Origin of the sequence: Pseudomonas sihuiensis (genome assembly GCF_900106015.1) — a bacterium.
GTDB lineage: Bacteria > Pseudomonadota > Gammaproteobacteria > Pseudomonadales > Pseudomonadaceae > Aquipseudomonas > Aquipseudomonas sihuiensis.
Genome location: NZ_LT629797.1, coordinates 5183389 through 5207354, shown reverse-complemented (window position 1 = coordinate 5207354; position 23966 = coordinate 5183389). Strand labels below are relative to the sequence as shown.

Below are 23966 nucleotides of genomic sequence, written 5' to 3'. Positions count from 1 at the left end.
CGATCCGATCAGCCGATCTGACCGTGGCAGTGCTTGTACTTCTTACCCGAACCGCAAGGGCACGGCTCGTTACGGCCAACCTTCTGCTCGGCACGTACCGGAGCGGCGGCCATGGCAACGTCTCCTTCTGCGCCATCGCTCTCTTCAGCCGCCAGTGCCGAGGCGTCTGCGTGCTGGAACTGCATACGCTCGGCCATGGCTTCGGCTTCGCGGCGCAGACGAGCTTCTTCTTCGGCCGGATCTTCGCGACGCACCTGAACGTGGCTGAGCACGCGGATGGCATCGCGTTTGATCGACTCCAACAGTTCCTGGAACAGGGCGAAGGACTCGCGCTTGTATTCCTGCTTGGGGTTCTTCTGCGCGTAGCCACGCAGGTGAATCCCGTGACGCAGGTGATCCATGGTCGACAGGTGGTCTTTCCACAGATCGTCCAGCACACGCAGCAGAATCTGCTTCTCGAAGGTACGCAGAGCCTCGGCGCTGGCCTGGGTTTCCTTCTCGTTGTAGGCAGCCAGCAGCTCGGCAAGGATGCGCTCACGCAGGGTTTCTTCGTACAGCTTGTCGTCTTCATCCAGCCACTGCTGGATCGGCAGCTTGATGCCAAAATCGCTCTGCAGGGTGGACTCCAGACCGGCGACATCCCACTGCTCCGGCATCGACTGCGGCGGAATATGGTTGTTGACTGCGGTGGTCAGCACTTCCTCGCGGAACTCGGCGATGGTGTCGCCAACGCTCTCGGCAGCCAGCAGGCTGTTGCGCATGTGGTAGATCACCTTGCGCTGCTCGTTGGCCACGTCGTCGAATTCGAGCAGTTGCTTACGCATGTCGAAGTTACGCCCCTCGACCTTGCGCTGAGCCTTCTCGATGGCATTGGTGACCATGCGGTGCTCGATGGCCTCGCCGGACTGCATGCCGAGGGCCTTCATGAAATTCTTCACCCGATCCGAGGCGAAGATGCGCATCAAGTTGTCTTCCAGCGACAGGTAGAAGCGGCTGGAGCCCGGGTCACCCTGACGACCAGCACGACCACGCAACTGGTTGTCGATACGACGCGATTCGTGGCGCTCGGAGGCAATCACGTGCAAGCCGCCGGCTTCGATCACCTGCTGGTGACGCTTCTGCCACTCGCTCTTGATCTGCGCGATTTGCTCGTCGGTGGGGTTTTCCAGCGCTGCCACTTCCACTTCCCAGTTACCGCCGAGAAGAATGTCGGTACCACGACCCGCCATGTTGGTGGCAATGGTCAACGCCCCCGGACGACCGGCCTGGGCGATGATCTCAGCTTCCTTGTCGTGGAACTTGGCGTTGAGAACCTTGTGCTCGATGCCTGCCTGATTCAGCAACTGACTGACGTACTCGGAGGTCTCGATGGTGGCGGTACCCACCAGGATCGGCCGGCCCTGGGCCTGGCAATCCTTGATATCGGCGATGATCGCCTGGTACTTCTCTTCCTGGGTCAGATAGACCAGGTCGTTGAAGTCCTTGCGCGCAATCGGCTTGTTGGTCGGGATGACCATCACGTCCAGACCGTAGATCTGACGGAACTCGAAGGCCTCGGTATCGGCGGTACCGGTCATGCCGGACAGCTTGTTGTAAAGGCGGAAGTAGTTCTGGAAGGTGGTCGAGGCCAGAGTCTGACTCTCGGCCTGGATGTTCACCCCTTCCTTCGCCTCGATGGCCTGGTGCAGGCCCTCGGAGAGGCGACGACCGGCCATGGTACGACCGGTGTGCTCGTCGATCAGGATCACCTGACCGTTCTGCACGATGTACTCGACGTTGCGGTTGAACAGCTTGTGCGCACGCAGGCCGGCGTAAACATGGGTCAGCAAGCCAAGGTTGTGCGCGGAATAGAGGCTCTCGCCTTCAGTCAGCAGGCCGGCCGCGGTAAGCATCTCTTCGACATACTGGTGACCAGCCTCGTTGAGCTCGACCTGGCGGGTTTTCTCGTCGACCTTGTAGTGACCTTCCTGAGTCACCACGCCTTCCTCTTCCTCGATGTGCTGCTTGAGGCGCGGGATCAGCTTGTTGATCTCGATGTACAGCTTGGAGCTGTCTTCAGCCTGACCAGAGATGATCAGCGGGGTACGGGCTTCGTCGATGAGGATGGAGTCGACTTCGTCGATCACGGCGAAATTCAGCTCGCGCTGGAATTTGTCTTCCAGGCTGAAGGCCATGTTGTCACGCAGATAGTCGAAACCGAATTCGTTGTTGGTGCCATAGGTGATGTCGGCGGCGTAAGCAGCGCGCTTCTCTTCCGGCGGCTGGAAGGGGGTAACGATGCCCACCGACAAGCCCAGGAATTCATACAGCGGACGCATCCAGTTGGCGTCGCGGCGGGCCAGGTATTCGTTGACCGTGACCACGTGCACGCCCTTGCCGGACAGCGCGTTGAGGTAGACCGCCAGGGTACCTACCAGGGTCTTGCCCTCACCGGTACGCATCTCGGCAATCTTGCCTTCATGCAGGGCCATACCGCCGATCAGCTGCACATCGAAGTGGCGCATGCCCATCACTCGCTTACCGGCCTCACGGGCCACAGTGAAGGCTTCGGGAAGCAGCTTGTCGAGGGTTTCGCCCTGAGCCAGACGGCCCTTGAACTCTTCGGTCTTGCTACGCAGTTGCTCGTCCGACAGGGCAATCATCTGCTCTTCGAGGACGTTGACGGACTGCACCGCCTTGACCAAGCGTTTGACTTCACGCTCATTCTTGCTTCCGAAAAGTTTTTTAAACAGAGGCGCAAACATATCGACAGGATCTTCCGGCGAATGGATGGAGGTCGGCGCAAATCGCGACCTGGCAGCCAGCATGGCTGCGGGCGAAGGGGGCATTCTACCCGGAAAACTCAGGGAGGAAAGTGACGTTGTCAGCCCGTTGCTGCCGCATAATGGCGCAGGCCACGCATCCCCGGTCAGCCAGGGGCGCGGCGTGAAACTTTATATGGGGATGAATGCTGGCAATTCAAGGTCAGCCTGTTGCCCCGACTCACTCGACGCCGTTGGCGCGCGCGATATAAAGGGCAGGATTGACCTGTCGGCCATTCTTGCTGACTTCGAAATGCACGTGATAACCGGTGGAGCGACCACTACGGCCGACCTTGGCGATGGTCTCGCCGCGCTGCACCAGATCACCGATCTGCACAGTGTTGCTCTGGTTGTGGGCATAGAGGGTGACGTAGCCATCGGCGTGACTGATCTCAACCACGTTGCCATAACCGTTCTTCTTACCGGAGAAGGTAACGATACCCGCCGCCACCGACACCACATCGCTCCCCGGTTTGGAGGCGAAGTCGACGCCCTTGTGGACACTTACGCGACCGGTCAGCGGGTGCACGCGACGCCCGAAAGGCGACGACACATAACCTTGCAAAACCGGGCGACCAGAAAGTGTTTCAGCTTCACTCAGGCGACGCTCGCCAAGCAGTTGCTCCAGCACTTCCAACTGCTGCTCGCGGCTTTCCACTCGCAGCGCCAGGCTGTCAAGCGCACTCATGAAAGGTGGCGGTGCATAGGCCGAAGCGCCCAGTGCATCTTCCGCGCCGCCCTGCCCGACACTGAGGGAAAAATCGAATTCGCCTGCGTCCAGCTCCGCCAATTCGGTCAGGCGCTCGCCCAGAGCATCGAGCCGCGTGAGGCGCGCCTGCAGTTCCGCGACATGCACGGCAAAGGCGTCGAGCTGACGTTGTGCGTCCTGGCGTACCACGCCAACCTGTTCACGCTGCAGATCGAGTGCTTCGGCCAGCGAGGTGTCGACCACCGGCTCGGAGGTCAACCACTTGGCGCCCATTGCTGCACCGGCACCCAGGCTCAGGACCAGCAGCAGGACAACCGAGAGCAACAACCAGCGCAGGTCCAGATTGATCGTTCGCGCCGAACCGTGACGGCTATTGAGCAAGATGATATGCATGGCTTCCCCTTTTCGCAGAGCACAGGCCGGCAGCACGCTCTGCTACCATGACGGCTCTGCAACTTAAGGCTTCCTGCCATGACGTTTCGTCCCTTGCCGGCTCAGGCACCCGCTAAGCTGTTACGCGAAGCCAAGCCCCTGAAAGCGCTGTTCGGTCAGGCGCAACGCCTTACTCACCTACAGCGTCTTGTCGATAGCCAGCTACAGCCTGCCGTCCGGGAACACTGTCATGTAGCGTCCTGGCGAGACGGCTGCTTGCTATTGATAGTGACCGATGGCCACTGGGCAACACGCCTGCGTTATCAGCAAAGAAGACTGCAACGACAACTACAGGCACTCGAAGAATTCGCGACCTTAACGAAAATCATGTTCAAGGTGCAACCTCAAGGCGGCCAGAATCGTGGAACCGGTCGCACCCTGCACCTGTCCAATAGCGCCGCACAAAGCATCCAGGCGACAGCCGAAGGCATCAGCGACCCCAGGCTACGCGCCGCGCTTGAGCGCCTGGCCAGCCATACGCAGAAAGACGAATGACCCCTCATTCCGTTCGTCGGTAAACGTCTTTTTTGCCGCTTTCGCCAGATGATTGGCGCCATGAATCGTTGCAGCACTCACCACCGACTCAACCACGCGCCATAAAAAAGGCCACCCGAAGGTGGCCTCAATTGAAGCTGGAAAGAGAGTGTGTTTACACCGCCGCAACCGGGCGCATGTAAGAGATCGGTGCGAGTTTGGCGTCCTCGAAGGTCACCATTTCCCAGGCATCGGTCTGTTCGATCAACGTGCGCAGCAAACGATTGTTGAGCGCGTGACCAGACTTGAAGCCCTTGAACTCGCCGATCAGGCTGTTACCCAGCAGGTACAGGTCACCGATGGCATCGAGAATCTTGTGCTTGACGAATTCGTCCTCGTAACGCAGGCCGTCTTCATTGAGCACACGATGTTCGTCGACCACGATGGCGTTCTCCACACTGCCACCGAGCGCCAGGTTCTGCGAACGCAGGAACTCGATGTCACGCATGAAACCGAAGGTGCGGGCCCGGCTGACTTCCTTGACGAAAGACGTGCTGGAGAAATCCACACTGGCGCTCTGCGTGCGATTGCGGAACACGGGGTGATCGAAGTCGATCTCGAAGCTCACCTTGAAACCGTCGAAAGGTACGAAGGTGGCGCGCTTGTCGCCCTCCTCCACAGTGACCTCACGCAGGATGCGGATGAACTTCTTCGGCGCTTCCTGCTCCTGCAGGCCAGCGGATTGAATCAGGAACACAAAGGGACCAGCACTGCCATCCATGATCGGTACTTCGGACGCGGAGAGCTCGACGTAGGCGTTATCGATGCCCAGGCCTGCCATGGCCGAAAGCAGATGCTCTACCGTATCCACCTTGACATCACCATTGATCAACGTGGTCGACATGGTGGTTTCACCGACATTCCCGGCCAGCGCGCGGATTTCCACCACGGGGTCGAGGTCGGTACGACGAAACACGATACCAGTATCCACCGGAGCCGGCTTCAGGGTCAGGTAAACCTTCTCCCCCGAATGCAGGCCAACGCCGGTGGCACGGATGATGTTTTTCAGGGTGCGTTGTCTGATCATGGCTTGGCCGCTATATCGCTAGTTGCGAATTGTTTTCAACAATGGTCGGGAATAATAGCAGAACCGACCTTTGCTGAACACCAATCACCCATATGCTCCTGATAAATTCCATCAATCAGCCTGGCGACGCAGGAAAGCCGGGATATCCAGATAATCGAGATCATCCTGGGTATTGAGCTTGGCTGCAGTGGCCGCACCGCTGTGGCTCTGACGCTGCACGGTCGGGCGCTCGTAGTCCTTGTAATTGACCGACTGCTCGCTGCGCGGCTGCGCGGCAGGCTGCTGGGCAACCGGCTGGCTGACGGCGACCTGAACGGTGTTGTCGACCACCTTGACCGGCTTCTCCATGCGCGCGCCGAGGCCGGTAGCGACCACGGTGACGTGCAGTTCGTCGCGCATGTCGGCGTCGATCACGGTGCCGACCTTGACGGTGGCGTGCTCGGAAGCGAACTGTTCGATGATGTTACCCACATCGGAGTACTCACCCAGCGACAGGTCCGGACCGGCAGTGATATTCACCAGAATGCCGCGCGCGCCCTGCAGGTTGACGTCTTCGAGCAGCGGGTTGCGGATGGCCGCTTCGGTTGCTTCACGCGCACGGTTCGGACCGCTGGCGCAGCCAGTGCCCATCATCGCCATGCCCATTTCGCTCATCACGGTTTTCACGTCGGCGAAGTCGACGTTGATCATGCCCGGACGCTTGATGATGTCGGAAATACCGCGCACGGCACCAGCCAGCACATCGTCAGCCTTGGCGAAGGCGGACAGCAGGCTGGCATCCTTGCCGAGGATGGTCAGCAGTTTTTCGTTGGGGATGGTGATCAGCGAGTCGACGCTCTCGGACAGCGCGCGGATGCCTTCATCGGCGATGACCATGCGCTTCTTGCCTTCGAACGGGAACGGGCGGGTGACCACGGCCACGGTGAGGATGCCCAGTTCCTTGGCCACCTCGGCGATGACCGGTGCAGCGCCGGTGCCAGTACCGCCACCCATACCAGTGGTGATGAACACCATGTCGGTGCCTTGCAGCACTTCAGCGATGCGCTCGCGATCTTCCAGCGCGGCCTGACGACCGACTTCCGGATTGGCGCCAGCGCCCAGGCCTTTGGTCACGCCCGGGCCGAGCTGCAGCACGGTACGTGCGCCGATGTTCTTCAGCGCCTGCGCATCGGTGTTGGCGCAGATGAACTCGACGCCCTCGATGTTGCTGACCGCCATGTGATTGACTGCGTTACCGCCGCCACCACCGACACCGATTACTTTGATAACCGCGCTTTGCGGAATGTTATCTACTAGTTCGAACATGATCCCTCTCCTTCCTTTCTAGTTGTAACGCCTACTGCAAATTTAGAAATTGCCTTGCACCCAACGCTTGATGCGTTCGAGTACCGGGGTTTTGTTTTCGTCCTGGTAAGGACTGCCTACCGACATGGAAATGCCGTCGTTCTGCTTCTGCAGCCCGTACAACAGCAAGCCCACACCGGTGGAATAAATCGGGTTGCGCACCACGTCGCCCATGCCCTTGACGCTGTGCGGTACGCCCAGTCGAACCGGCATGTGGAAAATTTCCTCGGCCAGCTCCACCGCGCCTTCCATCTTCGCCGTGCCGCCAGTCATGACGATGCCGGCGGGAATCAGGTCTTCGTAGCCGCTGCGGCGCAGCTCGGCCTGCACCAGGGTGAACAGCTCGTCGTAACGCGGCTCGACCACTTCAGCCAGGGACTGACGCGAGAGGTCACGCGGCGGACGATCACCGACGCTCGGCACCTTGATGGTTTCGCCAGCACCGGCCAGCTTGGCCAGGGCGCAGGCGTAGCGAATCTTGATTTCTTCGGCGTACTGGGTCGGCGTACGCAGGGCCATGGCGATGTCGTTGGTAACCTGGTCACCAGCAATCGGAATCACCGCGGTATGACGAATCGCGCCTTCGGTGAAGATGGCGATATCGGTGGTGCCACCGCCGATATCCACCAGGCACACGCCCAGCTCCTTCTCGTCTTCGGTCAGTACCGAATACGCGGATGCCAGCTGTTCGAGGATGATGTCGTCGACTTCCAGACCGCAGCGACGCACGCACTTCTCGATGTTCTGTGCGGCATTCACGGCGCAGGTGACGACGTGCACCTTGGCCTCCAGGCGCACGCCGGACATGCCCAGCGGCTCGCGCACGCCTTCCTGGTTATCGATCACGTAATCCTGGGCCAGGGTGTGCAGCACGCGCTGATCCGCCGGAATGGCCACGGCCTGCGCGGCATCGAGCACGCGCTCGATATCGGCCGGGCTCACTTCGCGATCACGGATGGCAACGATGCCGTGGCTGTTCAGGCTACGGATGTGATTGCCAGCCACACCGACGAACGCCGAGTGGATACGGCAGCCCGCCATCAGTTGCGCCTCTTCCACGGCGCGCTGAATCGAGGCCACGGTGGACTCGATATTGACCACCACACCCTTCTTCAGCCCGCGCGAGGGATGAGTGCCGATACCGACGATTTCCAGCTGGCCGTCGGCCGTCACCTCGCCCACCAGCGCCACCACCTTGGAGGTGCCGATGTCCAGGCCAACGATCATCTTGCCGCTCTGCGCGCTATTCATTAGTCCTGCCTCTCCTCAATTCACTTTCTGCTCGGCCGCAGCCGGCTCCACCGGCTCACGCCAGGCCACGGCCAGGCCGTTGGCATAACGCAGGTCGATGCGCGCGATGTTCGCGCTCTGTTCTTTCAGTTCCCGCTCATAGATGGCGGCGAACCGACGCATTTTTTCCACCACGTGATCACGTCCCAGCAGGATGTCGATACGCTGCCCGCTGGCGTTCTCGGTGGCCGAGAGGAACCAGCTGCCGCGCTCGCGCAATTGCAGCCCGACCACGGTGAAGCCCATCGGCCGCAGCAATTGGCTGAGCATCTGATACTGCTGCATCACCTTCGGCTGCGCCCGCTTCGGGCCGGACAGCTGCGGCAGGTGCTGGTAGTTGTCCAGTTCCTGCGGCGCGAACGCCTGGCCCTGATTGTTGAGCAGCGCTTCGTCACCCCAACGGGCGATAGGCAGCTGCTCTTCGAGGCGCACGTCGATCTGATCCGGCCAGACGCGACGCACTTCGGCATGAGCGATCCAGGGCATGCGTTCGAGTTCTTCACGCATGCCGCGCAGGTCAGCGCTGAAGAAGTTCGCCTCGATGAACGGCGCGATCCGCCGCTGTACCGCCTGCTGGCTGACGTAAGCCAGATCGCCCTGCACGCTGATGCGCGCGATCGGGCGATCGGCGTAGGGCAGCAGACGCTGTGCACCTTCGTAGGCAGCAAAACCGAGACCGACCAGCGCCAGCGGCCAGAGCAAGCGGCCCACCCAGGAGAAGTCCGGCTTGGGCAGACGCAGGCGCATCGGCTCCTTGGTCACCAGACGGCTGGCGCCACGCGGCGCGGGCTTGCCGCGTTGCGGAGCCCTCAGCGAGTCTTGATGGCGCAGAGCGATGCTCATCGCTTAACCCCTCGCCTCGACGCTGTCAGCCAGGATCGCCAGCACCAGTTGCTGGAAATCCAGGCCGGCAGCACGCGCGGCCATTGGCACCAGGCTGTGATCGGTCATGCCCGGTACGGTGTTCACTTCCAGCAGCCAGAACTGGCCGTTGGCATCCTGCATCACATCGGCGCGCGCCCAGCCCTGAGTGCCCACTGCCTCGCAGGCACGCGCCGTCAGTTCTTTCAGTTCCGCCTCTTTCTCGGCCGAGAGGCCGCAGGGAATGCGGTACTGGGTGTCATCGGCCAGGTACTTGGCGTCGTAGTCGTAGAAGGTGTGCGGCGTACCCAGGCCAATGGGCGGCAGCACTTCGCCACGCAGCACGGCGATGGTGTATTCGGGGCCGGCGATCCACTGCTCGACCAGCACCTGGCTGTCGTAGCGCGCGGCGTCCTGCCAGGCCGCGATCAGCGCCTCGACGCTGTCGACCTTGGCCATACCGATACTGGAACCTTCATGCGCCGGTTTGACGATCAGCGGGAAGCCCAGTTCGGTGGCAGCAGCCTCGCAGTCAGCCCGCGAGGTCAGCACGGCGTGGCGCGGCGTCGGCAGGCCGAGGCTGTGCCAGACCTGCTTGGTACGCAGCTTGTCCATCGCCAGCGCAGAGGCCAGGATGCCGCTGCCGGTGTAGGGGATGCCGGCGCACTCGAGCAGGCCCTGCATGGAGCCGTCCTCGCCACCGCGACCGTGCAGCACGATAAAGGCGCGATCGATCTTCTCGCTGGCAAGGCGCTGCAGGAAATCGTCCCCCACGTCGATGCCGAAGGCATCCACACCGCCCGCTTGCAGGGCGCTGAGCACCGCGTTGCCGGATTTCAGCGACACCTCGCGCTCGGCGCTCTTGCCGCCGAACAGCACGGCGACGCGGCCGAAGTCCTTGGGATCGAGGGTACTGTGCAAACTCATTTCGACTCCCCCACGAACAGCGGGTGTTTGATCAGTTGCGGTGCCACTGCGCCGATATCGCCCGCGCCCTGGCACAGCAGGATGTCGCCGGCACGCAGCAGCGGTTTGAGCAGCGGCGCCAGGTCGGCGCCACGCTCGACATAGATCGGATCGAGCTGGCCACGCTGACGGATGCTGTGGCACAGCTGGCGGCTGTCAGCTCCCGGGATCGGCTCTTCGCCAGCCGGGTAGACCTCTACCAGCAGCAGCACGTTGGCTTCGCCGAGCACCTGCACGAAGTCGTCGTACAGATCGCGGGTACGGCTGTAGCGGTGCGGCTGATAGACCATCACCAGACGACGCTCCGGCCAGCCGCCACGCACGGCCTTGACCACTGCGGCCACTTCACGCGGGTGATGGCCATAGTCGTCGACCAGCATCACGCTGCCACCGTCCACCGGCAGCTCGCCGTAGACCTGGAAGCGTCGGCCGACACCCTGGAAACCCGACAGCCCGGCGACGATGGCGGCATCGTCGATGCCTTCGTCGGTGGCGATGGCGATGGTGGCCAAAGCATTGAGGACGTTGTGGTTGCCCGGCATGTTCACCGACACGTCGAGCGGCTCGCAGTCCGGGCGCAGCACGGTGAAGTAGGTACGCATGCCTTCCTGACGCACGTTGATCGCGCGCACGTCGGCGTCTTCGGCAAAGCCGTAGGTCACGGTCGGGCGGCCGACCTGCGGCAGCAGCTCGCGCACCACCGGATCATCCACGCAGAGCACGGCCAGACCGTAGAACGGCAGGTTGTGGAGGAACTCGATGAAGGTTTTCTTCAGCCTGTTGAAGTCGCCGCCATAGGTGCTCATATGGTCGGCGTCGATGTTGGTGACTACCGAAACCATCGGCTGCAGATGCAGGAAGCTGGCGTCGCTCTCGTCGGCTTCGGCGATCAGGAAGCGGCTGGAACCGAGCTGGGCATTAGTGCCGGCGGCGTTCAGGCGGCCACCGATGACGAAGGTCGGATCGAGACCGCCAGCGGCGAACACCGAGGCCAGCAGGCTTGTGGTGGTGGTCTTGCCGTGGGTGCCGGCCACGGCGATGCCGTGGCGGTAGCGCATCAGCTCGGCGAGCATCTCGGCACGCGGCACCACCGGAATGCGGCGCTCCAGGGCGGTGGCGACCTCCGGATTGCTGGTGTTGACGGCGCTGGACACCACCAGTACGTCAGCCTGCTCGGCGTTCTCGGCAGCATGACCGATGAAGATCTTCGCACCGAAGCTTTCCAGGCGCTCGGTCACCGCCGAGGCCTTGAGATCGGAGCCAGATACTTCATAACCCAGGTTCAGCAGCACCTCGGCGATGCCGCACATGCCCACGCCGCCGATACCGACGAAGTGAATGCGGCGGATACGGCGCATGCGCCGCACTTCGGCCTTGACCGCAGCGGGAGACTTAGCCACGCATCACCTCCTGGCAGATATCGACCACCGTGCGGGTGGCATCGGGCTTGGCCAGGCGACGCGCGGTAGCGCCCATGACATTGAGTTTTTCCAGGTGCATCAGAACCTCGATGAGCTGCGCGGCAAGCGTGGCCGCGTCAGTGGCATGTTGCGGGAGAAGGACGGCGGCGCCCTCCTTCGCCAGATATTCGGCATTGCGGCTCTGGTGGTCGTCGATGGCGTGCGGCAAGGGCACGAGAAACGACGGCAGCCCCGCTGCGGCCAGCTCACTGACGGTCAGCGCGCCGGCGCGGCAAACCACCAGATCAGCCCAGCCATAAGCACGAGCCATGTCCTTGATGAAAGGCGCGACCTCGGCTTCGACCGCGGCATCGCGATAACGCTCCGCAGTGATGTCGGCATGTTGTTTACCGGCCTGGTGGAACACCTGCGGACGTACATCGGCAGGGATTTTCTCCAGCGCGGCCGGCAGCAATTTGTTCAGCGGCTCGGCGCCCAGGCTGCCGCCCAGCACCAGCAATTTCGGTTTGCGCCCGGCCAGCGGCTCACGCGGCGTTTCCAGGAACAGCTCTTCACGCACCGGGTTACCGGTGGTGCGCCGTTTGTCAGACGCTGCAAAGGTGTTCGGGAAGGCCTCGCAGATACGATTGGCGATACGCGACAACAGACGATTGGCGGTACCGGCCACGGCGTTCTGCTCGTGAATCACCAGCGGCACGCCGGCCATACGCGCGGCCAGACCGCCGGGACCAGTGACATATCCGCCCATGCCAAGCACGCACACCGGCTGCAGTTCACGCACGATACGACGCGCCTGCAGCAGCGAACGCAGCAACTGGAACGGCGCCTTGAGCAGGGACAGCTTGCCCTTGCCACGCAGGCCGCTGACATTGATCAGGTGCAACGGCAGGCCTGCCTGGGGAACCAGCTCGTTCTCGATACCACGCGGCGTGCCCAGCCAGTGCACGGCGTAACCACGGGCCTGGAACTCGCGCGCGCAGGCCAGCGCCGGGAATACGTGACCACCGGTGCCGCCGGCCATGATCAGCACATTACCGCGCATGGCTGACCTCCTCGGCAAAATCCGCTTCGGTGAAATCCACGTCCTCGTTACCCAGGATGTTGCGCCGCTCCCACTCGATACGCAGCAGCAGCGCCAGACTCACACAGCAGATCACCAGCGACGAGCCGCCGTAGCTGAGGAACGGCAGGGTCAGCCCCTTGGTCGGCAACAGACCGGTGTTCACGCCGATATTGATCAGGAACTGACCGATCCACAGGAAAGCCAGACCGTAGGCGACATAGGCGGAGAAGAACTGCTTGGCCCTCTCGGCCCACAGACCGACGTACAGCGCACGTACGCTGACGAAGACGAACAGCGCCAGGGTCGCCAGCGCGCCGACGAAGCCCAGTTCCTCTGCCAGTACCGAAAAGACGAAGTCGGTGTGCGCTTCCGGCAGGTAGAACTGCTTCTGAATGCTGTTACCCAGACCGACACCGAACCACTCGCCGCGGCCGAAGGCGATCAGCGCCTGGGTCAGCTGATAACCGGAGCCATACTGATCGGCCCAGGGATCGGTAAAGGTGATCAAACGCTGCAGGCGGTACTCCTGGGTCTGCACCAGGACGAACACCGCGCCAACCGCCAGCGCCACCATCAAGCCGAAGCGCAGCATGCCGACGCCGCCGAGGAACAGCATGGCCATGGCCGAACCCATCATCACCACGGTGGCGCCGAAGTCAGGCTCCAGCAGCAACAGGCCAGCCATTGGCAGCAGCACGACGAACGGCTTGAAGAAACCGGCCCAGCTCTCGCGCACCTCTTCCTGACGCCGCACCAAGTAACCGGCCAGGTAGACCACCACGAACACCTTGGCGATCTCCGACGGCTGCACGTTGAAGGCACCGAAGCCGATCCAGCGCCGCGCACCGTTGACCTCGCGGCCGATGCCTGGCACCAATACCAGCACCAACAGGGCGAAAGCCGCCAGCAGCATGATCCAGCCGTAACGCTGCCAGATGTTCATCGGCACCATCAGCACCACGCCAGCGGCACCGAGACCGATCACCAGGTAAATCAGATGGCGAATCATGTGATAGAGCGGGCTACCGGTCTGCGCCGCGGCCACTTCCGAAGACGCCGAAGCGATCATCACCAGGCCGAGGCCGAGCAGGCCCAGGCAACCGGCCAGCAGCGGGAAGTCCAGATCGAGGCCACGACCCAGTAGCGGCGAGGGACGAATCTGCAGGAAGGACAGCATCAGACGAGCCCCTCCACAGCCCGGGCGAACAGGCGCCCGCGCTCTTCGAAGTTCTTGAACATGTCCAGGCTGGCGCAGGCTGGCGACAGCAGCACGGCATCACCGGCCTCGGCCAATTCGCTGCAGCGCTGCACGGCTTCTTCCAGGCTCGCTACTCGCACCTGCGGTACGGCGTCACCCAGGGTGTCTGCCAGACGCTGAGCATCACGACCGAGCAGCACCACTGCACGGCAGAAACGTGCGACCGGAGCCTTTAGTGCGGAGAAGTCTGCGCCCTTGCCATCGCCACCGGCGATCAGCACCAGCTTGCCGGCGATATCGGCACCGAGGCCTTCGATGGCCGCCAGCGCGGCACCGACGTTGGTGGCCTTGGAGTCGTCGTAGTAACTCACCCCGGCACGCTCGCCAACCCACTGGCAGCGGTGCGGCAAACCGGCGAACTGACGCAACGTGGCGAGCATGGCCTCCATCGGCAGGCCCACGGCATGACCGAGCGCCAGCGCCGCCAGGGCGTTGGACTGGTTGTGCGCGCCACGAATCTTCAGCTCACTCACCGGCAGCAGCGCTTCGAAGCGAAACGCCAGGGATTTCTCGCCATTCTCGTCGAGCAGGCCAAAGCGCTTGAAGTCCGGCTTGCCCAGACCGAATTCCCAGCAGCTCACCTGGTCGGCGATCAGCGGGCGCGACAGGGCATCGTCGCGGTTGATCACCACCTGACGGGCACCACGGAAGATCCGATGCTTGGCCAGGTGATAGGCCGGCAGACCGCTGTAACGGTCCATGTGGTCTTCACTGATGTTCAGGCAGGTGGCCACTTCGGCATTGAGCTGATCGGTGGTCTCCAGTTGGAAACTGGACAGCTCCAGCACGTACAGCTCGACATCGTCGGCCAACAGATCCAGCGCCGGCGTACCCAGGTTGCCGCCGACGGCGACGCGCTTGCCAGCCGCAGCCGCCATCTCGCCGACCAAAGTGGTGACGGTGCTCTTGGCGTTGGAGCCGGTGATGGCGACGATCGGCGCCTTGGCGTGGCGGGCGAACAGGTCGATATCGCCAGACAGTTTCACCCCGCGCGCAGCCGCTGCGGCCAACGCTGGAGTCGCCACCGCCAGGCCCGGGCTCACGTACAGTTCCGAGGCGCGGCAGAGGAAGTCCACGTCCAGCTCGCCGCAACGTACTTCCACCTGCGGGTAGTCACGCTTGAGCGTCTCCAGCTCCGGCGGGTTCGCGCGCGTATCGGCCACGGCAAAGCGCACGCCCTGCTGCGCCAGGAAGCGCACCAGGGACATGCCGCTCTTGCCGAGGCCGACAACGATGCGGAACTGGTCGGAAGCGATCAATGACACGCTCTATTACCTCAGTTTCAGGGTGGCCAGGCCGATCAGCACGAGAATCACGGTGATGATCCAGAAACGGACGATCACGCGCGGCTCAGGCCAGCCCTTGAGTTCGAAATGGTGGTGAATCGGCGCCATGCGGAACACGCGCTTGCCGGTCAGCTTGAAGCTGGCGACCTGGATGATCACCGACAGGGTTTCCATCACGAACACCCCGCCCATGATGAACAGCACGACTTCCTGGCGAACGATCACGGCGATGGTGCCCAGTGCGGCGCCGAGCGCCAGCGCGCCGACGTCACCCATGAACACCTGCGCCGGGTAAGTGTTGAACCACAGAAAGCCCAGGCCGGCGCCCACCAGCGCGGCGCAGAACACGATCAGCTCACCGGCGCCCGGCACGTAGGGAATCAGCAGGTACTCGGCGAAGTTCACGTTGCCCGACAGGTAGCAGAAGATCGCCAGCGCACCGGCCACCATCACGGTTGGTAGGATGGCCAGGCCGTCGAGACCGTCGGTGAGGTTCACCGCATTGCTAGTGCCGACGATGACGAAGTAGGTCAGCACCACGAAGCCGGCACCCAGAGGAATGGCGACGTCCTTCAGCAACGGCAGGATCAGGGTGGTCTCCACCGGGCTCTGCGCAGTCATATAAAGGAAGACGGCGGCAGCGAGGCCGAACACCGACTGCCAGAAATACTTCCAGCGGCTCGGCAGACCTCGCGAGTTCTTCTCGATCACCTTGCGGTAGTCATCGACCCAACCGATGGCGCCGAACAGCAGCGTCACGGCCAGCACCACCCAGACGTAGCGGTTGGACAGGTCGGCCCAGAGCAAGGTGCTCACGGTGATGGCGCTGAGGATCAGCGCACCGCCCATGGTCGGCGTGCCTTTCTTCGACAGGTGCGATTGCGGGCCATCGTGGCGCACCGCCTGGCCGATCTGCCGCACCTGCAGGGTACGGATCATCCACGGGCCGAGCCACAGCGACAGCGCCAGGGCGGTGAGCACGCCGAGGATGCCGCGCAGGGTCAGGTACTGAAAGACCGCGAAGCCCTTGTGGAACTGTTGCAGGTACTCCGCCAGCAGCAGCAGCATTTAGTGAATCTCCCCAGATACGCCACACAGCGCCGCCACGACCTTGTCCATGGCTGCGCTGCGTGAACCCTTGATTAGTAGTGTGCTGCCGGCCTGTTCGGCGCGAAGCGCTTCGATCAGTTCGGCTTGATCGACGAAGTGACGGCCTTTTGAGCCAAACTCCTCGACCGCAAAACGCATCAGCGGGCCAACGGCATACAGCACATCGACCTTGCCCGCGGCATGGCGGCCGACGTCGCGATGGCCCTGTTCAGCCCACTCGCCCAGCTCGCCCATGTCTCCCAGCACCAGGACGGTGCGACCGGAGAAGGCGGCGAGTATATCCACCGCCGCACACATGGACACCGGGTTGGCGTTATAACTGTCATCGATGACTCGCACGCCGTTCGGCGCCAGCTGCGCTACGGCGCGGCCCTTGACCGGTTGCAGGCTTTCCAGCCCTTCGACCATGGCGACCAACGGCATGCCCAGGGCATGAGCGGCAGCACAGGCCGCCAGTGCATTGGCCACGTTGTGCTCACCGAGCAGGTTGAGCTGAATGCGCGCGCTACCGACCGGGCTGCGCAGGGTAAAGCCCTGGCAGCCACGCTCGTCGCGGGCCAGATCGCTGCCGTGGAAGTCGGCGCGGGTGTCGCGCAAGGCAAAGCTCAGCACCTTGCGTCCGGCAGCGCGGCGCTGCCAGGTGATGAACGCCTTGTCATCCAGATTGAGCAGGGCCACACCATCGTTCGGCAGGCCTTCGAGAATCTCGCCCTTGGCCTCGACAATCTTTTCCGGACCGCCAAACTCACCCACATGGGCATTGCCGGCATTGGTGATGATCGCCACCTGCGGCTGGGTGAGGCTGACGGTGTAGGCGATCTCGCCGACATGGTTGGCGCCCAGTTCGATCACCCCGGCGCGATGCTCAGGCGCCAGCTCCAGCAGGGTCAGTGGCGCACCGAGGTCGTTATTGAGATTGCCACGAGTGGCCAGTACCGCGCCGCCGAGGCCGGCACGCAGAATGGACGCGAGCATTTCCTTGACGCTGGTCTTGCCACTGGAACCGGTCACGGCAGCCAGCGGGCCGGTAAAGGCCTGGCGGTTCAGCGCACCCAGTTGACCGAGTGCCAGACGCGTGTCGGCCACCAGCAATTGCGGCAACGGCGCATTCGCCACCTCACGCTCGACCAACGCGGCGACTGCCCCCTTGGCGGCGACGTCGACCAGATAATCATGACCGTCGAAGCGTGGGCCGGTCAGCGCCACGAAAAGCTGACCCGCAGCGATGGTGCGGCTGTCGGTGCCAACGGCGGAGAACGCCACATCGGCGCCAATCACGCGAGCGTTCAGATCGGCGGCGACGTCGCTGAGCAACCAGGGCTTAAGCATGCGCTACCTCCCAGGCCGCCAGGGCCTTGTTCGCTTCGATCAGATCGGAGAACGGCTGACGCACGCCCATGATTTCCTGGTAATCCTCGTGGCCCTTGCCAGCCAGTACCAGCACATCGGCGGCTTCAGCCTGGGCAATCAGCCGCGCGATGGCATCGCCACGGCCATGAATGAACTGCACCTGCTCCGGCGCTTTGAAGCCTGCGCGGATATCGGCAACGATCTGTGCCGGCTCTTCCGTACGCGGATTGTCATCGGTCACCCACACCGCATCGGCCAGCCGCTCGGCAACCGCGGCCATCAGCGGGCGCTTGCCGCGGTCACGATCGCCGCCGCAACCGAACAGGCAGACCAGACGCCCTTCGACGTGTGGACGCATGGCTTCGAGAACTTTCTCCAGCGCATCCGGGGTGTGCGCGTAGTCGACCACCACCAGCGGCTTGTCGCCGCCACCGAGACGCTGCATGCGGCCCGCTGGCCCCTGCAGTTGCGGCAGGACCTTGAGAATCTCGTCGAGGCCGTAGTCCATGCCCAGCAGCGCACCGACCACCGCCAGCAGGTTGCTCAGGTTGAAACGACCGAGCAGATTGCTGCGCAGCATGCCTTCGCCGCGCGGTGTCACCAGGCGCGCACGCACGCCGTGATCGTCGAAGTGCGCTTCGCTGCAATAAAGGAAGGCGCTGGCATCGCTGAGGCTATAGCCGATCAGGCGTGACTCGTGCGTTTGCGCGGCGAGCTCACAACCAAAGGCGTCATCGAGGTTGATCACTCGGCAACGCAGGTTCGGCCAGGCGAACAACTTGGCCTTGGCTGCACCATAGGCCTCCATGCTGCCGTGGTAATCGAGGTGATCGCGCGACAGGTTGGTGAACACCGCCACGTCGAACTCCAGCGCCGCGACGCGGCCCTGATCCAGACCATGGGAGGAAACCTCCATCGCCACGGCGCGGGCACCGGCCTGCTTGAGCGAGGCCAGGGTGGCCTGCACCCCGACAGGATCGGGGGTGGTGTGCTTGCCCTGCTCCAGCGCGCCATGGAAACCAGTGCCCAGGGTACCGACGATGCCACAACGCTGACCGAGCAGATCCAGTGCCTGAGCCAGCAACTGGCTGACGCTGGTCTTGCCGTTGGTACCCGTAACACCGATCAGGTGCAAAGCGCGGCTCGGCTCACCGTAGAAGCGCCCGGCAATGGCCGAAAGCTGGCCGGCCAGACCCTTGACCGGCACCAGCACAGCACTTTCAGCATGCATGGGTGCAGCGCCTTCGGCCTCGAAGGCCACTGCCGCAGCGCCGCGCGCAATGGCATCGGCGATATGCACGCGGCCATCCTGCTGGGTACCCGGCACGGCCAGGAACAGATCCCCCGGACGCACCTTGCGGCTGTCCAGGGTCAGTTCACGAATCAGTACGCTGCTTTCGGCAGCTGGCAACAGTTGATTGAGTGGCATGGGCATCAGTTACGCCCTCCCTGGCCAACGGCGGCCATCTTCTGCTCGGGCGGCGGCAGATTGTCTGGCGCAATGTTCATCAAGCGCAGCGAACCTGCCATCACCCGGCTGAACACCGGTGCGGAAATCAGGCCGCCGTAGTAGGCACCCTTGCCTGGCTCGTCGATCACCACGACCAGCGCAATTCGCGGGTCCTGCGCCGGGGCGAAACCGGCAAACAGAGACCGGTAGGAGTTGGTCTGGTAGCCCTTGGCGCCAGCATTGGTCTTGCGCGCGGTGCCACTCTTGCCGGCGACGTGGTAACCCGGAACCTGGGCGCGGAACACGCCTCGCGGCGCCTCGACCACCTGCTGCAACATGCCCTGCAGGGTCTTGGCCACGTCGGGCGACATGACCTGCATGGCGCCTGGCTTGCTGTCCACGCGAATCATCGACAGCGGCGTCATGCCGCCGCCGTTGGCCAGTGCTGCATAGGCATGCGCCAGCTGCACGGCGGTCACCGACAGGCCATAGCCGTAGGACAACGTGGCCGTTTCCGCCTGACGCCACTGACGGTGATTGGGTAGATTGCCGACCCGCTCACCTGGGAAACCCAGGCCGGTGTCACGGCCGAAGCCAAGGTTGCTCAGTACGTGATGGATGTTCTCTCCGCCTACGTCGAAGGCGATCTTGCTCATGCCGACGTTACTGGAGTTGATCAGGATGCCGGTCAGATCCAGCGCCGGACCTTGAGTACGGGAAACGTCGCGAATGCTGTAGCGACCGATCTGCAGGGTGCCATTGCCGACCTGGACGATATCGCTGGGCTTCCAGCGGCCGGACTCCAGGGCAGCGGCCATCGACAGCGGCTTGATGGTAGAGCCGGGTTCGAACACGTCGATCATGGCGCGGTTGCGCATGGCGGCCGGTGTCAGGCTGCGGCGGTTGTTCGGGTTGTAGGTCGGATGGTTGACCATCGCCAGCACTTCGCCAGTTTTCACGTCGACCATCACCAGGCTGCCGGCCTTGGCATCGTTTTCCAGCAGCGCATTGCGCAGCTCGCGATGGGCGAGGTACTGCAGGCGCAGGTCGATGGACAACGCCAGGGCCTTGCCAGCCTTGGCGTTCTGCGCGACCTGTACATCCTTGATCAGCTTGCCGCGACGGTCCTTGAGCACCTGGCGCTTGCCCGGCACACCGGCCAGCCAGTCTTCGTAGGCCAGCTCCATACCCTCGCGACCACGATCGTCGATGTCGGTGAAGCCGACGACATGTGCGGCAACTTCGCCTGCAGGGTAGAAACGGCGGAATTCTTCGATGGCATAGACGCCCGGCACTTTCAGGTCCAGCACGCGCTGACCGTTCTCCGGGGTCAGGCCGCGCACCAGGTACATGAACTCGCGTTCCTTGTTCTGCTCCAGGCGCGCGGCGAAGTTGGCCGGGTCCTGACCCAGGGCCGCAGCCAGCGCCGGCCACTGCTCACGACCGACCTGAAGCTCCTTGCCATTTGCCCACAAGGTGGTCACCGGCGTACTGACCGCCAGCGGCTCCCCGTTGCGGTCGGTGATCAGGCCGCGGTGGGCAGGAATCGGGATATGCCGAACACTACGGGCATCGCCATGAGCCTTGAGGAAATCATGGTCGAGCACCTGCAGATCGAGCATGCGCCAGGCGATGGCACCGACCATCAGTGCCAGCAGCACCAGCACCAGGCGGAAACGCCAGGGATAGAGTGCGCCTTCGAGACCGATCATGGACGCACCATGCGCACGGCGGCAGGGTCGGGAATGTGCATTTTCAGCTGTTCGCTGGCCAAAGCCTCGATGCGATTGTGCGCAGTCCAGGTGCTTTGCTCGAGAATCAGCCGGCCCCACTCGGCCTGGGTTTTGTCGCGCACGCTCAGCTCGCCATACAGCTCGTTGAGCAATACGCGATTCCAGTGCGCGCTGTAGGCCACGGCCACGGCAGAAACCAGAATGGCGACGAACAACAGCAGCATCAGAAAGCTGCCATTGGGCATGGATTTGATCAGCCGGCGGCTCACCGCAACTTCTCCGCGATGCGCATCACCGCGCTGCGCGAGCGCGGGTTGGCCTTGAGTTCGGCTTCGGCGGCATAGACCGGCTTGCCGATCAGCTTCAGACGCGGCTCGAAGGCTTTCGGGATGATCGGCAGGTCGCGCGGCAGTTTGTCCGCTTCGCCCTTGGCCTGGCGTTTCATGAACTGCTTGACGATACGGTCTTCCAGCGAATGGAAGCTGATCACCACCAGACGGCCGCCCACCTCCAGCGTTTCCAGCGCAGCCTCGAGCCCGCGCTCGAGATCGCCGAGCTCGTTGTTGACGTGAATGCGGATACCCTGAAAAGCGCGAGTCGCCGGGTTCTTGCCCTTTTCCCAGGCGGGATTGGCATCGGTCAGGACTTTCGCCAAATCAGCGGTGCGGGTGAACGGCTGCTCGGCACGGCGCTGCACCACAGCGCGCGCCATGCGCTTGGCAAAACGCTCCTCGCCGTAGTCCTTCATCACGCGGGCGATTTCGTCTTCATCCGCCGTGGCGATCCAGTCAGCGGCACTCACGCCGGCATCCGGATTCATGCGCATGTCCAGCGGGCCGTCATTGAGAAAGCTGAAGCCGCGTTCCGGGTCATCCAGTTGCGGCGAGGACACACCGAGGTCCAGAAGGATGCCGGAGACCTGACCGCGAAGATCGCGGACAACAGCTTCGTCGCCGAGTTCCGCAAAACTGCGCTGCACAACGACAAAGCGGCCGTCTTCGGCCGCCAATGCTTCCCCGGTGGCTATCGCCAGGGGATCCTTGTCGAACCCCAGTAGCCGCCCTCCCGGCCCGAGCTTCTGCAGGATCAGCCGGCTATGCCCCCCTCGTCCGAAGGTGCCATCCATATAGCAACCATCAGCGCGCACGGCGAGCCCCTCGACGGCTTCGTCGAGCAGCACGGTGATATGGCGGAAGTTGCTGTCGGTCATGGTCACAGGATCAGGCTACGCAGTTCATCGGAAAGGGCTCCCGGCAGCTTGATGGCGGCCAGGTCGTTTGCAGCTTGGGCATTCCAGGTTTCTTCATCCCACAACTGGAACTTGTTCAGGTGGCCGACCAGCATTGCGTGCTTGTCCAGCTTGACGTGCTCACGCAGGCGCGGCGGGATCAGGATGCGCGCACTGCCGTCCATTTCGAGATCTACCGCGTTCCCCACCAGCAGGCGCTGCAGGATCCGGTTCTTCTCATCCAGAGAGGCCAGCACGCTGAGCTTTTCCTCGATCCGCTCCCACTCGACCAGGGGATAGATGTTCAGGCAGGGGTCATTGATGTCGATGGTTACGATGAGCTGGCCTGCACAACGCGAAACGAGCTCGTCACGATACCGACTCGGCATCGCGAGGCGCCCTTTGGCGTCGAGACTGATGGCGTTAGCTCCGCGAAACACGGCTGCGCTTCCCCTGTAATTAGCTTTCCTTGCCCATAAAAACCCACTTCATGCCACTTTTCACCACTTGCGCACACTATAGGAACGCGCACGCCCCACCGTCAAGGCGCTCCAGAAGGGAAAAATCCTTACAGGACGGAGATTTAGCGAACAAAAGCGAGGGGAAAAGGGATGCCGGAACCGGCTTTGGACAGATAAATCTCAACCATTCCAGCCAGCTGAAATTCGAACTTAAAGTAATTTGTTAAGAGTAAGAATTTTTCGGTATCAGACGGGAGGGAGATAGAAGCACAACGCGAGAAAGGAAGGAGGAGAGTCGATCTGTAAGCCGGGTTCTGTCGAGGACAGTCATTCCTCTACGGCGTACATCACTGCACGCCTTTAGCAACCTACCCGGTTCCAGCGCGGGCCACGCCGATGGAACCCTATTTGGTCTTGCTCCGAGTGGGGTTTACCTAGCCACGGACTGTTGCCAGCCGTGCGGTGCGCTCTTACCGCACCTTTTCACCCTTACCGGCGCCGAGACGCTTAGGCGGTTATTTTCTGTGGCACTTTCCGTAGGCTCACGCCTCCCAGGCGTTACCTGGCACTCCGCCCTATGGAGCCCGGACTTTCCTCCCCCTTCTTGCGAAGGCAGCGACTGTCCGATCGACTCTCCGCCGGCAAGGGTACCGGGCGTGATGGCAAGCTGCAAGCCAGACCGACAGAGAATGCCCTAGGCCTTGCGCTCCAAGGCGACTTGGTAAAGCAGATTCTTGCGCACCCCGGTAATCTCCGCCGCCAGCGCCGCTGCGCGCTTGAGCGGCATTTCCGCCATCAATAGATCGAGCACGCGCAGGGCGTCGGCACTGACTGCGTCCTCGCCTTCCGGCGCCTGCCAGCCTGCCACCAGCACCACGCACTCGCCGCGCTGCTGATTGCTGTCTGCGCCCACCCACTCGCACAGTTCGGCCAGCGGCAGCCCCTGCAGAGTCTCGAAGGTCTTGGTCAGCTCACGCGCCAGCAATGCCGGGCGATCCCCGCCAAAGACTTCGCGCATGTCCTCCAGGCACTCGAGAATACGGTGTGGCGCCTCATAGAAGATCAGCGTGCGTGGCTCTTCTCGCACCTGCTCCAGACGCGCACGGCGTCCCGCCGCCTTGGCCGGCAGAAAACCTTCGAAGATGAAACGATCCGAGGGCAGACCGGCAGCCGACAGCGCGGCGATCAGGGCACAGGCGCCCGGCACCGGCACCACCGCAATCCCCGCGGCGCGTGCCTGGCGCACCAGGTGGTAACCCGGGTCGGAAATCAGCGGCGTGCCCGCATCGGAAATCAGCGCAACATCCTCACCGGCCTGAAGGCGCGCCAGAAAGCGCCCGCCCTGATCGCGCTCATTGTGTTCGTGACAGGCAGCCAGCGGCGTCTCGATTCCAAAATGCTGTAGCAGGCGCACCGAATGCCTGGTGTCTTCAGCAGCGATCAGCGCCACCTCGCGCAAGATTCGCAACGCCCGCGCGCTGATGTCATCCAGGTTGCCAATGGGCGTGGCGACCACATACAGGCTGCCTGGCTGGACGCTTGAGACGGCGGGCTGACTCACTGGAAACACCTCGTTAATTGAAAGAGCGCTCATTCTAGCCGGTTCCGCCCCAGCGGCATCGCACGGATGTCGCCCCTTGGG

General features: G+C 62.8%; 20 protein-coding genes and 1 other RNA gene. 1 reads left to right on the top strand and 20 read right to left on the bottom strand.

Going from position 1 to position 23966, the window contains the following annotated elements:
- Positions 1-8: 8 nt before the first annotated feature.
- Positions 9-2744 (bottom strand): preprotein translocase subunit SecA, encoded by a 2736-nt coding sequence (secA, locus tag BLT86_RS24300; RefSeq protein ID WP_092380099.1) that lies wholly within the window; start codon positions 2742-2744, stop codon positions 9-11.
- A 238-nt stretch (positions 2745-2982) separates the two neighbouring features.
- The gene (locus BLT86_RS24295) at positions 2983-3903 is read right to left on the bottom strand and encodes a M23 family metallopeptidase (protein ID WP_092380097.1); all 921 of its coding nucleotides are present in this window, start codon (positions 3901-3903) and stop codon (positions 2983-2985) included.
- Positions 3904-3981: 78 nt separating this feature from the next.
- Between BLT86_RS24295 and BLT86_RS24290 the strand changes: the two genes are divergently transcribed.
- Positions 3982-4437, top strand: coding sequence for a DUF721 domain-containing protein (locus BLT86_RS24290; protein ID WP_092380095.1), 456 nt, complete (start codon positions 3982-3984; stop codon positions 4435-4437).
- Between the two features lie 154 nt (positions 4438-4591).
- Here the strand turns inward: BLT86_RS24290 and lpxC are convergent, their stop codons facing one another.
- The 18 genes from lpxC to rsmI all read right to left on the bottom strand — a co-directional run bounded on the left by lpxC (position 4592) and on the right by rsmI (position 23918).
- Positions 4592-5503, bottom strand: a complete 912-nt coding sequence (lpxC, locus tag BLT86_RS24285; protein ID WP_092380093.1) for a UDP-3-O-acyl-N-acetylglucosamine deacetylase — start codon at positions 5501-5503, stop codon at positions 4592-4594.
- 111 nt (positions 5504-5614) lie between these two features.
- The gene (gene ftsZ / locus BLT86_RS24280) at positions 5615-6808 is read right to left on the bottom strand and encodes a cell division protein FtsZ (RefSeq protein ID WP_092380091.1); all 1194 of its coding nucleotides are present in this window, start codon (positions 6806-6808) and stop codon (positions 5615-5617) included.
- Positions 6809-6850: 42 nt separating this feature from the next.
- Positions 6851-8098, bottom strand: coding sequence for a cell division protein FtsA (gene ftsA, locus BLT86_RS24275; protein ID WP_017678973.1), 1248 nt, complete (start codon positions 8096-8098; stop codon positions 6851-6853).
- A 15-nt stretch (positions 8099-8113) separates the two neighbouring features.
- Positions 8114-8980, bottom strand: coding sequence for a cell division protein FtsQ/DivIB (locus tag BLT86_RS24270; protein WP_092380089.1), 867 nt, complete (start codon positions 8978-8980; stop codon positions 8114-8116).
- 3 nt (positions 8981-8983) lie between these two features.
- Positions 8984-9925 (bottom strand): D-alanine--D-alanine ligase, encoded by a 942-nt coding sequence (locus tag BLT86_RS24265; protein WP_092380087.1) that lies wholly within the window; start codon positions 9923-9925, stop codon positions 8984-8986.
- The gene (murC, locus tag BLT86_RS24260; RefSeq protein WP_178112491.1) at positions 9922-11322 is read right to left on the bottom strand and encodes a UDP-N-acetylmuramate--L-alanine ligase; all 1401 of its coding nucleotides are present in this window, start codon (positions 11320-11322) and stop codon (positions 9922-9924) included. The genes BLT86_RS24265 and murC overlap by 4 nt, the downstream gene beginning before the upstream one ends.
- A 34-nt stretch (positions 11323-11356) precedes the next feature.
- Positions 11357-12427 (bottom strand): undecaprenyldiphospho-muramoylpentapeptide beta-N-acetylglucosaminyltransferase, encoded by a 1071-nt coding sequence (murG, locus tag BLT86_RS24255; protein ID WP_092380085.1) that lies wholly within the window; start codon positions 12425-12427, stop codon positions 11357-11359.
- Positions 12417-13625, bottom strand: a complete 1209-nt coding sequence (ftsW, locus tag BLT86_RS24250) for a putative lipid II flippase FtsW (protein WP_021488106.1) — start codon at positions 13623-13625, stop codon at positions 12417-12419. Before ftsW ends, murG begins: the two co-directional genes overlap by 11 nt.
- Complete coding sequence (gene murD, locus BLT86_RS24245; RefSeq protein ID WP_092380083.1) at positions 13625-14971, bottom strand: UDP-N-acetylmuramoyl-L-alanine--D-glutamate ligase; 1347 nt, start codon at positions 14969-14971, stop codon at positions 13625-13627. The genes ftsW and murD overlap by 1 nt, the downstream gene beginning before the upstream one ends.
- A 6-nt stretch (positions 14972-14977) precedes the next feature.
- Positions 14978-16060, bottom strand: coding sequence for a phospho-N-acetylmuramoyl-pentapeptide-transferase (gene mraY, locus BLT86_RS24240; protein ID WP_017678966.1), 1083 nt, complete (start codon positions 16058-16060; stop codon positions 14978-14980).
- Positions 16061-17431, bottom strand: coding sequence for a UDP-N-acetylmuramoyl-tripeptide--D-alanyl-D-alanine ligase (locus tag BLT86_RS24235; RefSeq protein ID WP_090336917.1), 1371 nt, complete (start codon positions 17429-17431; stop codon positions 16061-16063). It lies immediately after the preceding gene.
- The gene (locus tag BLT86_RS24230; RefSeq protein WP_092380081.1) at positions 17424-18887 is read right to left on the bottom strand and encodes a UDP-N-acetylmuramoyl-L-alanyl-D-glutamate--2,6-diaminopimelate ligase; all 1464 of its coding nucleotides are present in this window, start codon (positions 18885-18887) and stop codon (positions 17424-17426) included. The genes BLT86_RS24235 and BLT86_RS24230 overlap by 8 nt, the downstream gene beginning before the upstream one ends.
- Positions 18887-20614, bottom strand: a complete 1728-nt coding sequence (locus tag BLT86_RS24225; protein WP_092380079.1) for a peptidoglycan D,D-transpeptidase FtsI family protein — start codon at positions 20612-20614, stop codon at positions 18887-18889. Before BLT86_RS24225 ends, BLT86_RS24230 begins: the two co-directional genes overlap by 1 nt.
- Positions 20611-20904: a cell division protein FtsL gene (gene ftsL, locus BLT86_RS24220; RefSeq protein WP_092380077.1), complete on the bottom strand. Its 294-nt coding sequence runs from the start codon at positions 20902-20904 to the stop codon at positions 20611-20613. The genes BLT86_RS24225 and ftsL overlap by 4 nt, the downstream gene beginning before the upstream one ends.
- The gene (rsmH, locus tag BLT86_RS24215) at positions 20901-21845 is read right to left on the bottom strand and encodes a 16S rRNA (cytosine(1402)-N(4))-methyltransferase RsmH (protein WP_092380075.1); all 945 of its coding nucleotides are present in this window, start codon (positions 21843-21845) and stop codon (positions 20901-20903) included. Before rsmH ends, ftsL begins: the two co-directional genes overlap by 4 nt.
- Positions 21846-21847: 2 nt before the next feature.
- Entirely contained in the window at positions 21848-22303 is a 456-nt protein-coding gene (gene mraZ, locus BLT86_RS24210; protein WP_092380073.1) for a division/cell wall cluster transcriptional repressor MraZ, read from the bottom strand.
- Between the two features lie 308 nt (positions 22304-22611).
- Positions 22612-22959: RNase P RNA component class A (rnpB, locus tag BLT86_RS24205), an RNA gene on the bottom strand.
- A gap of 59 nt (positions 22960-23018) precedes the next feature.
- The gene (gene rsmI, locus BLT86_RS24200) at positions 23019-23918 is read right to left on the bottom strand and encodes a 16S rRNA (cytidine(1402)-2'-O)-methyltransferase (protein ID WP_021488099.1); all 900 of its coding nucleotides are present in this window, start codon (positions 23916-23918) and stop codon (positions 23019-23021) included.
- Positions 23919-23966: the final 48 nt, after the last annotated feature.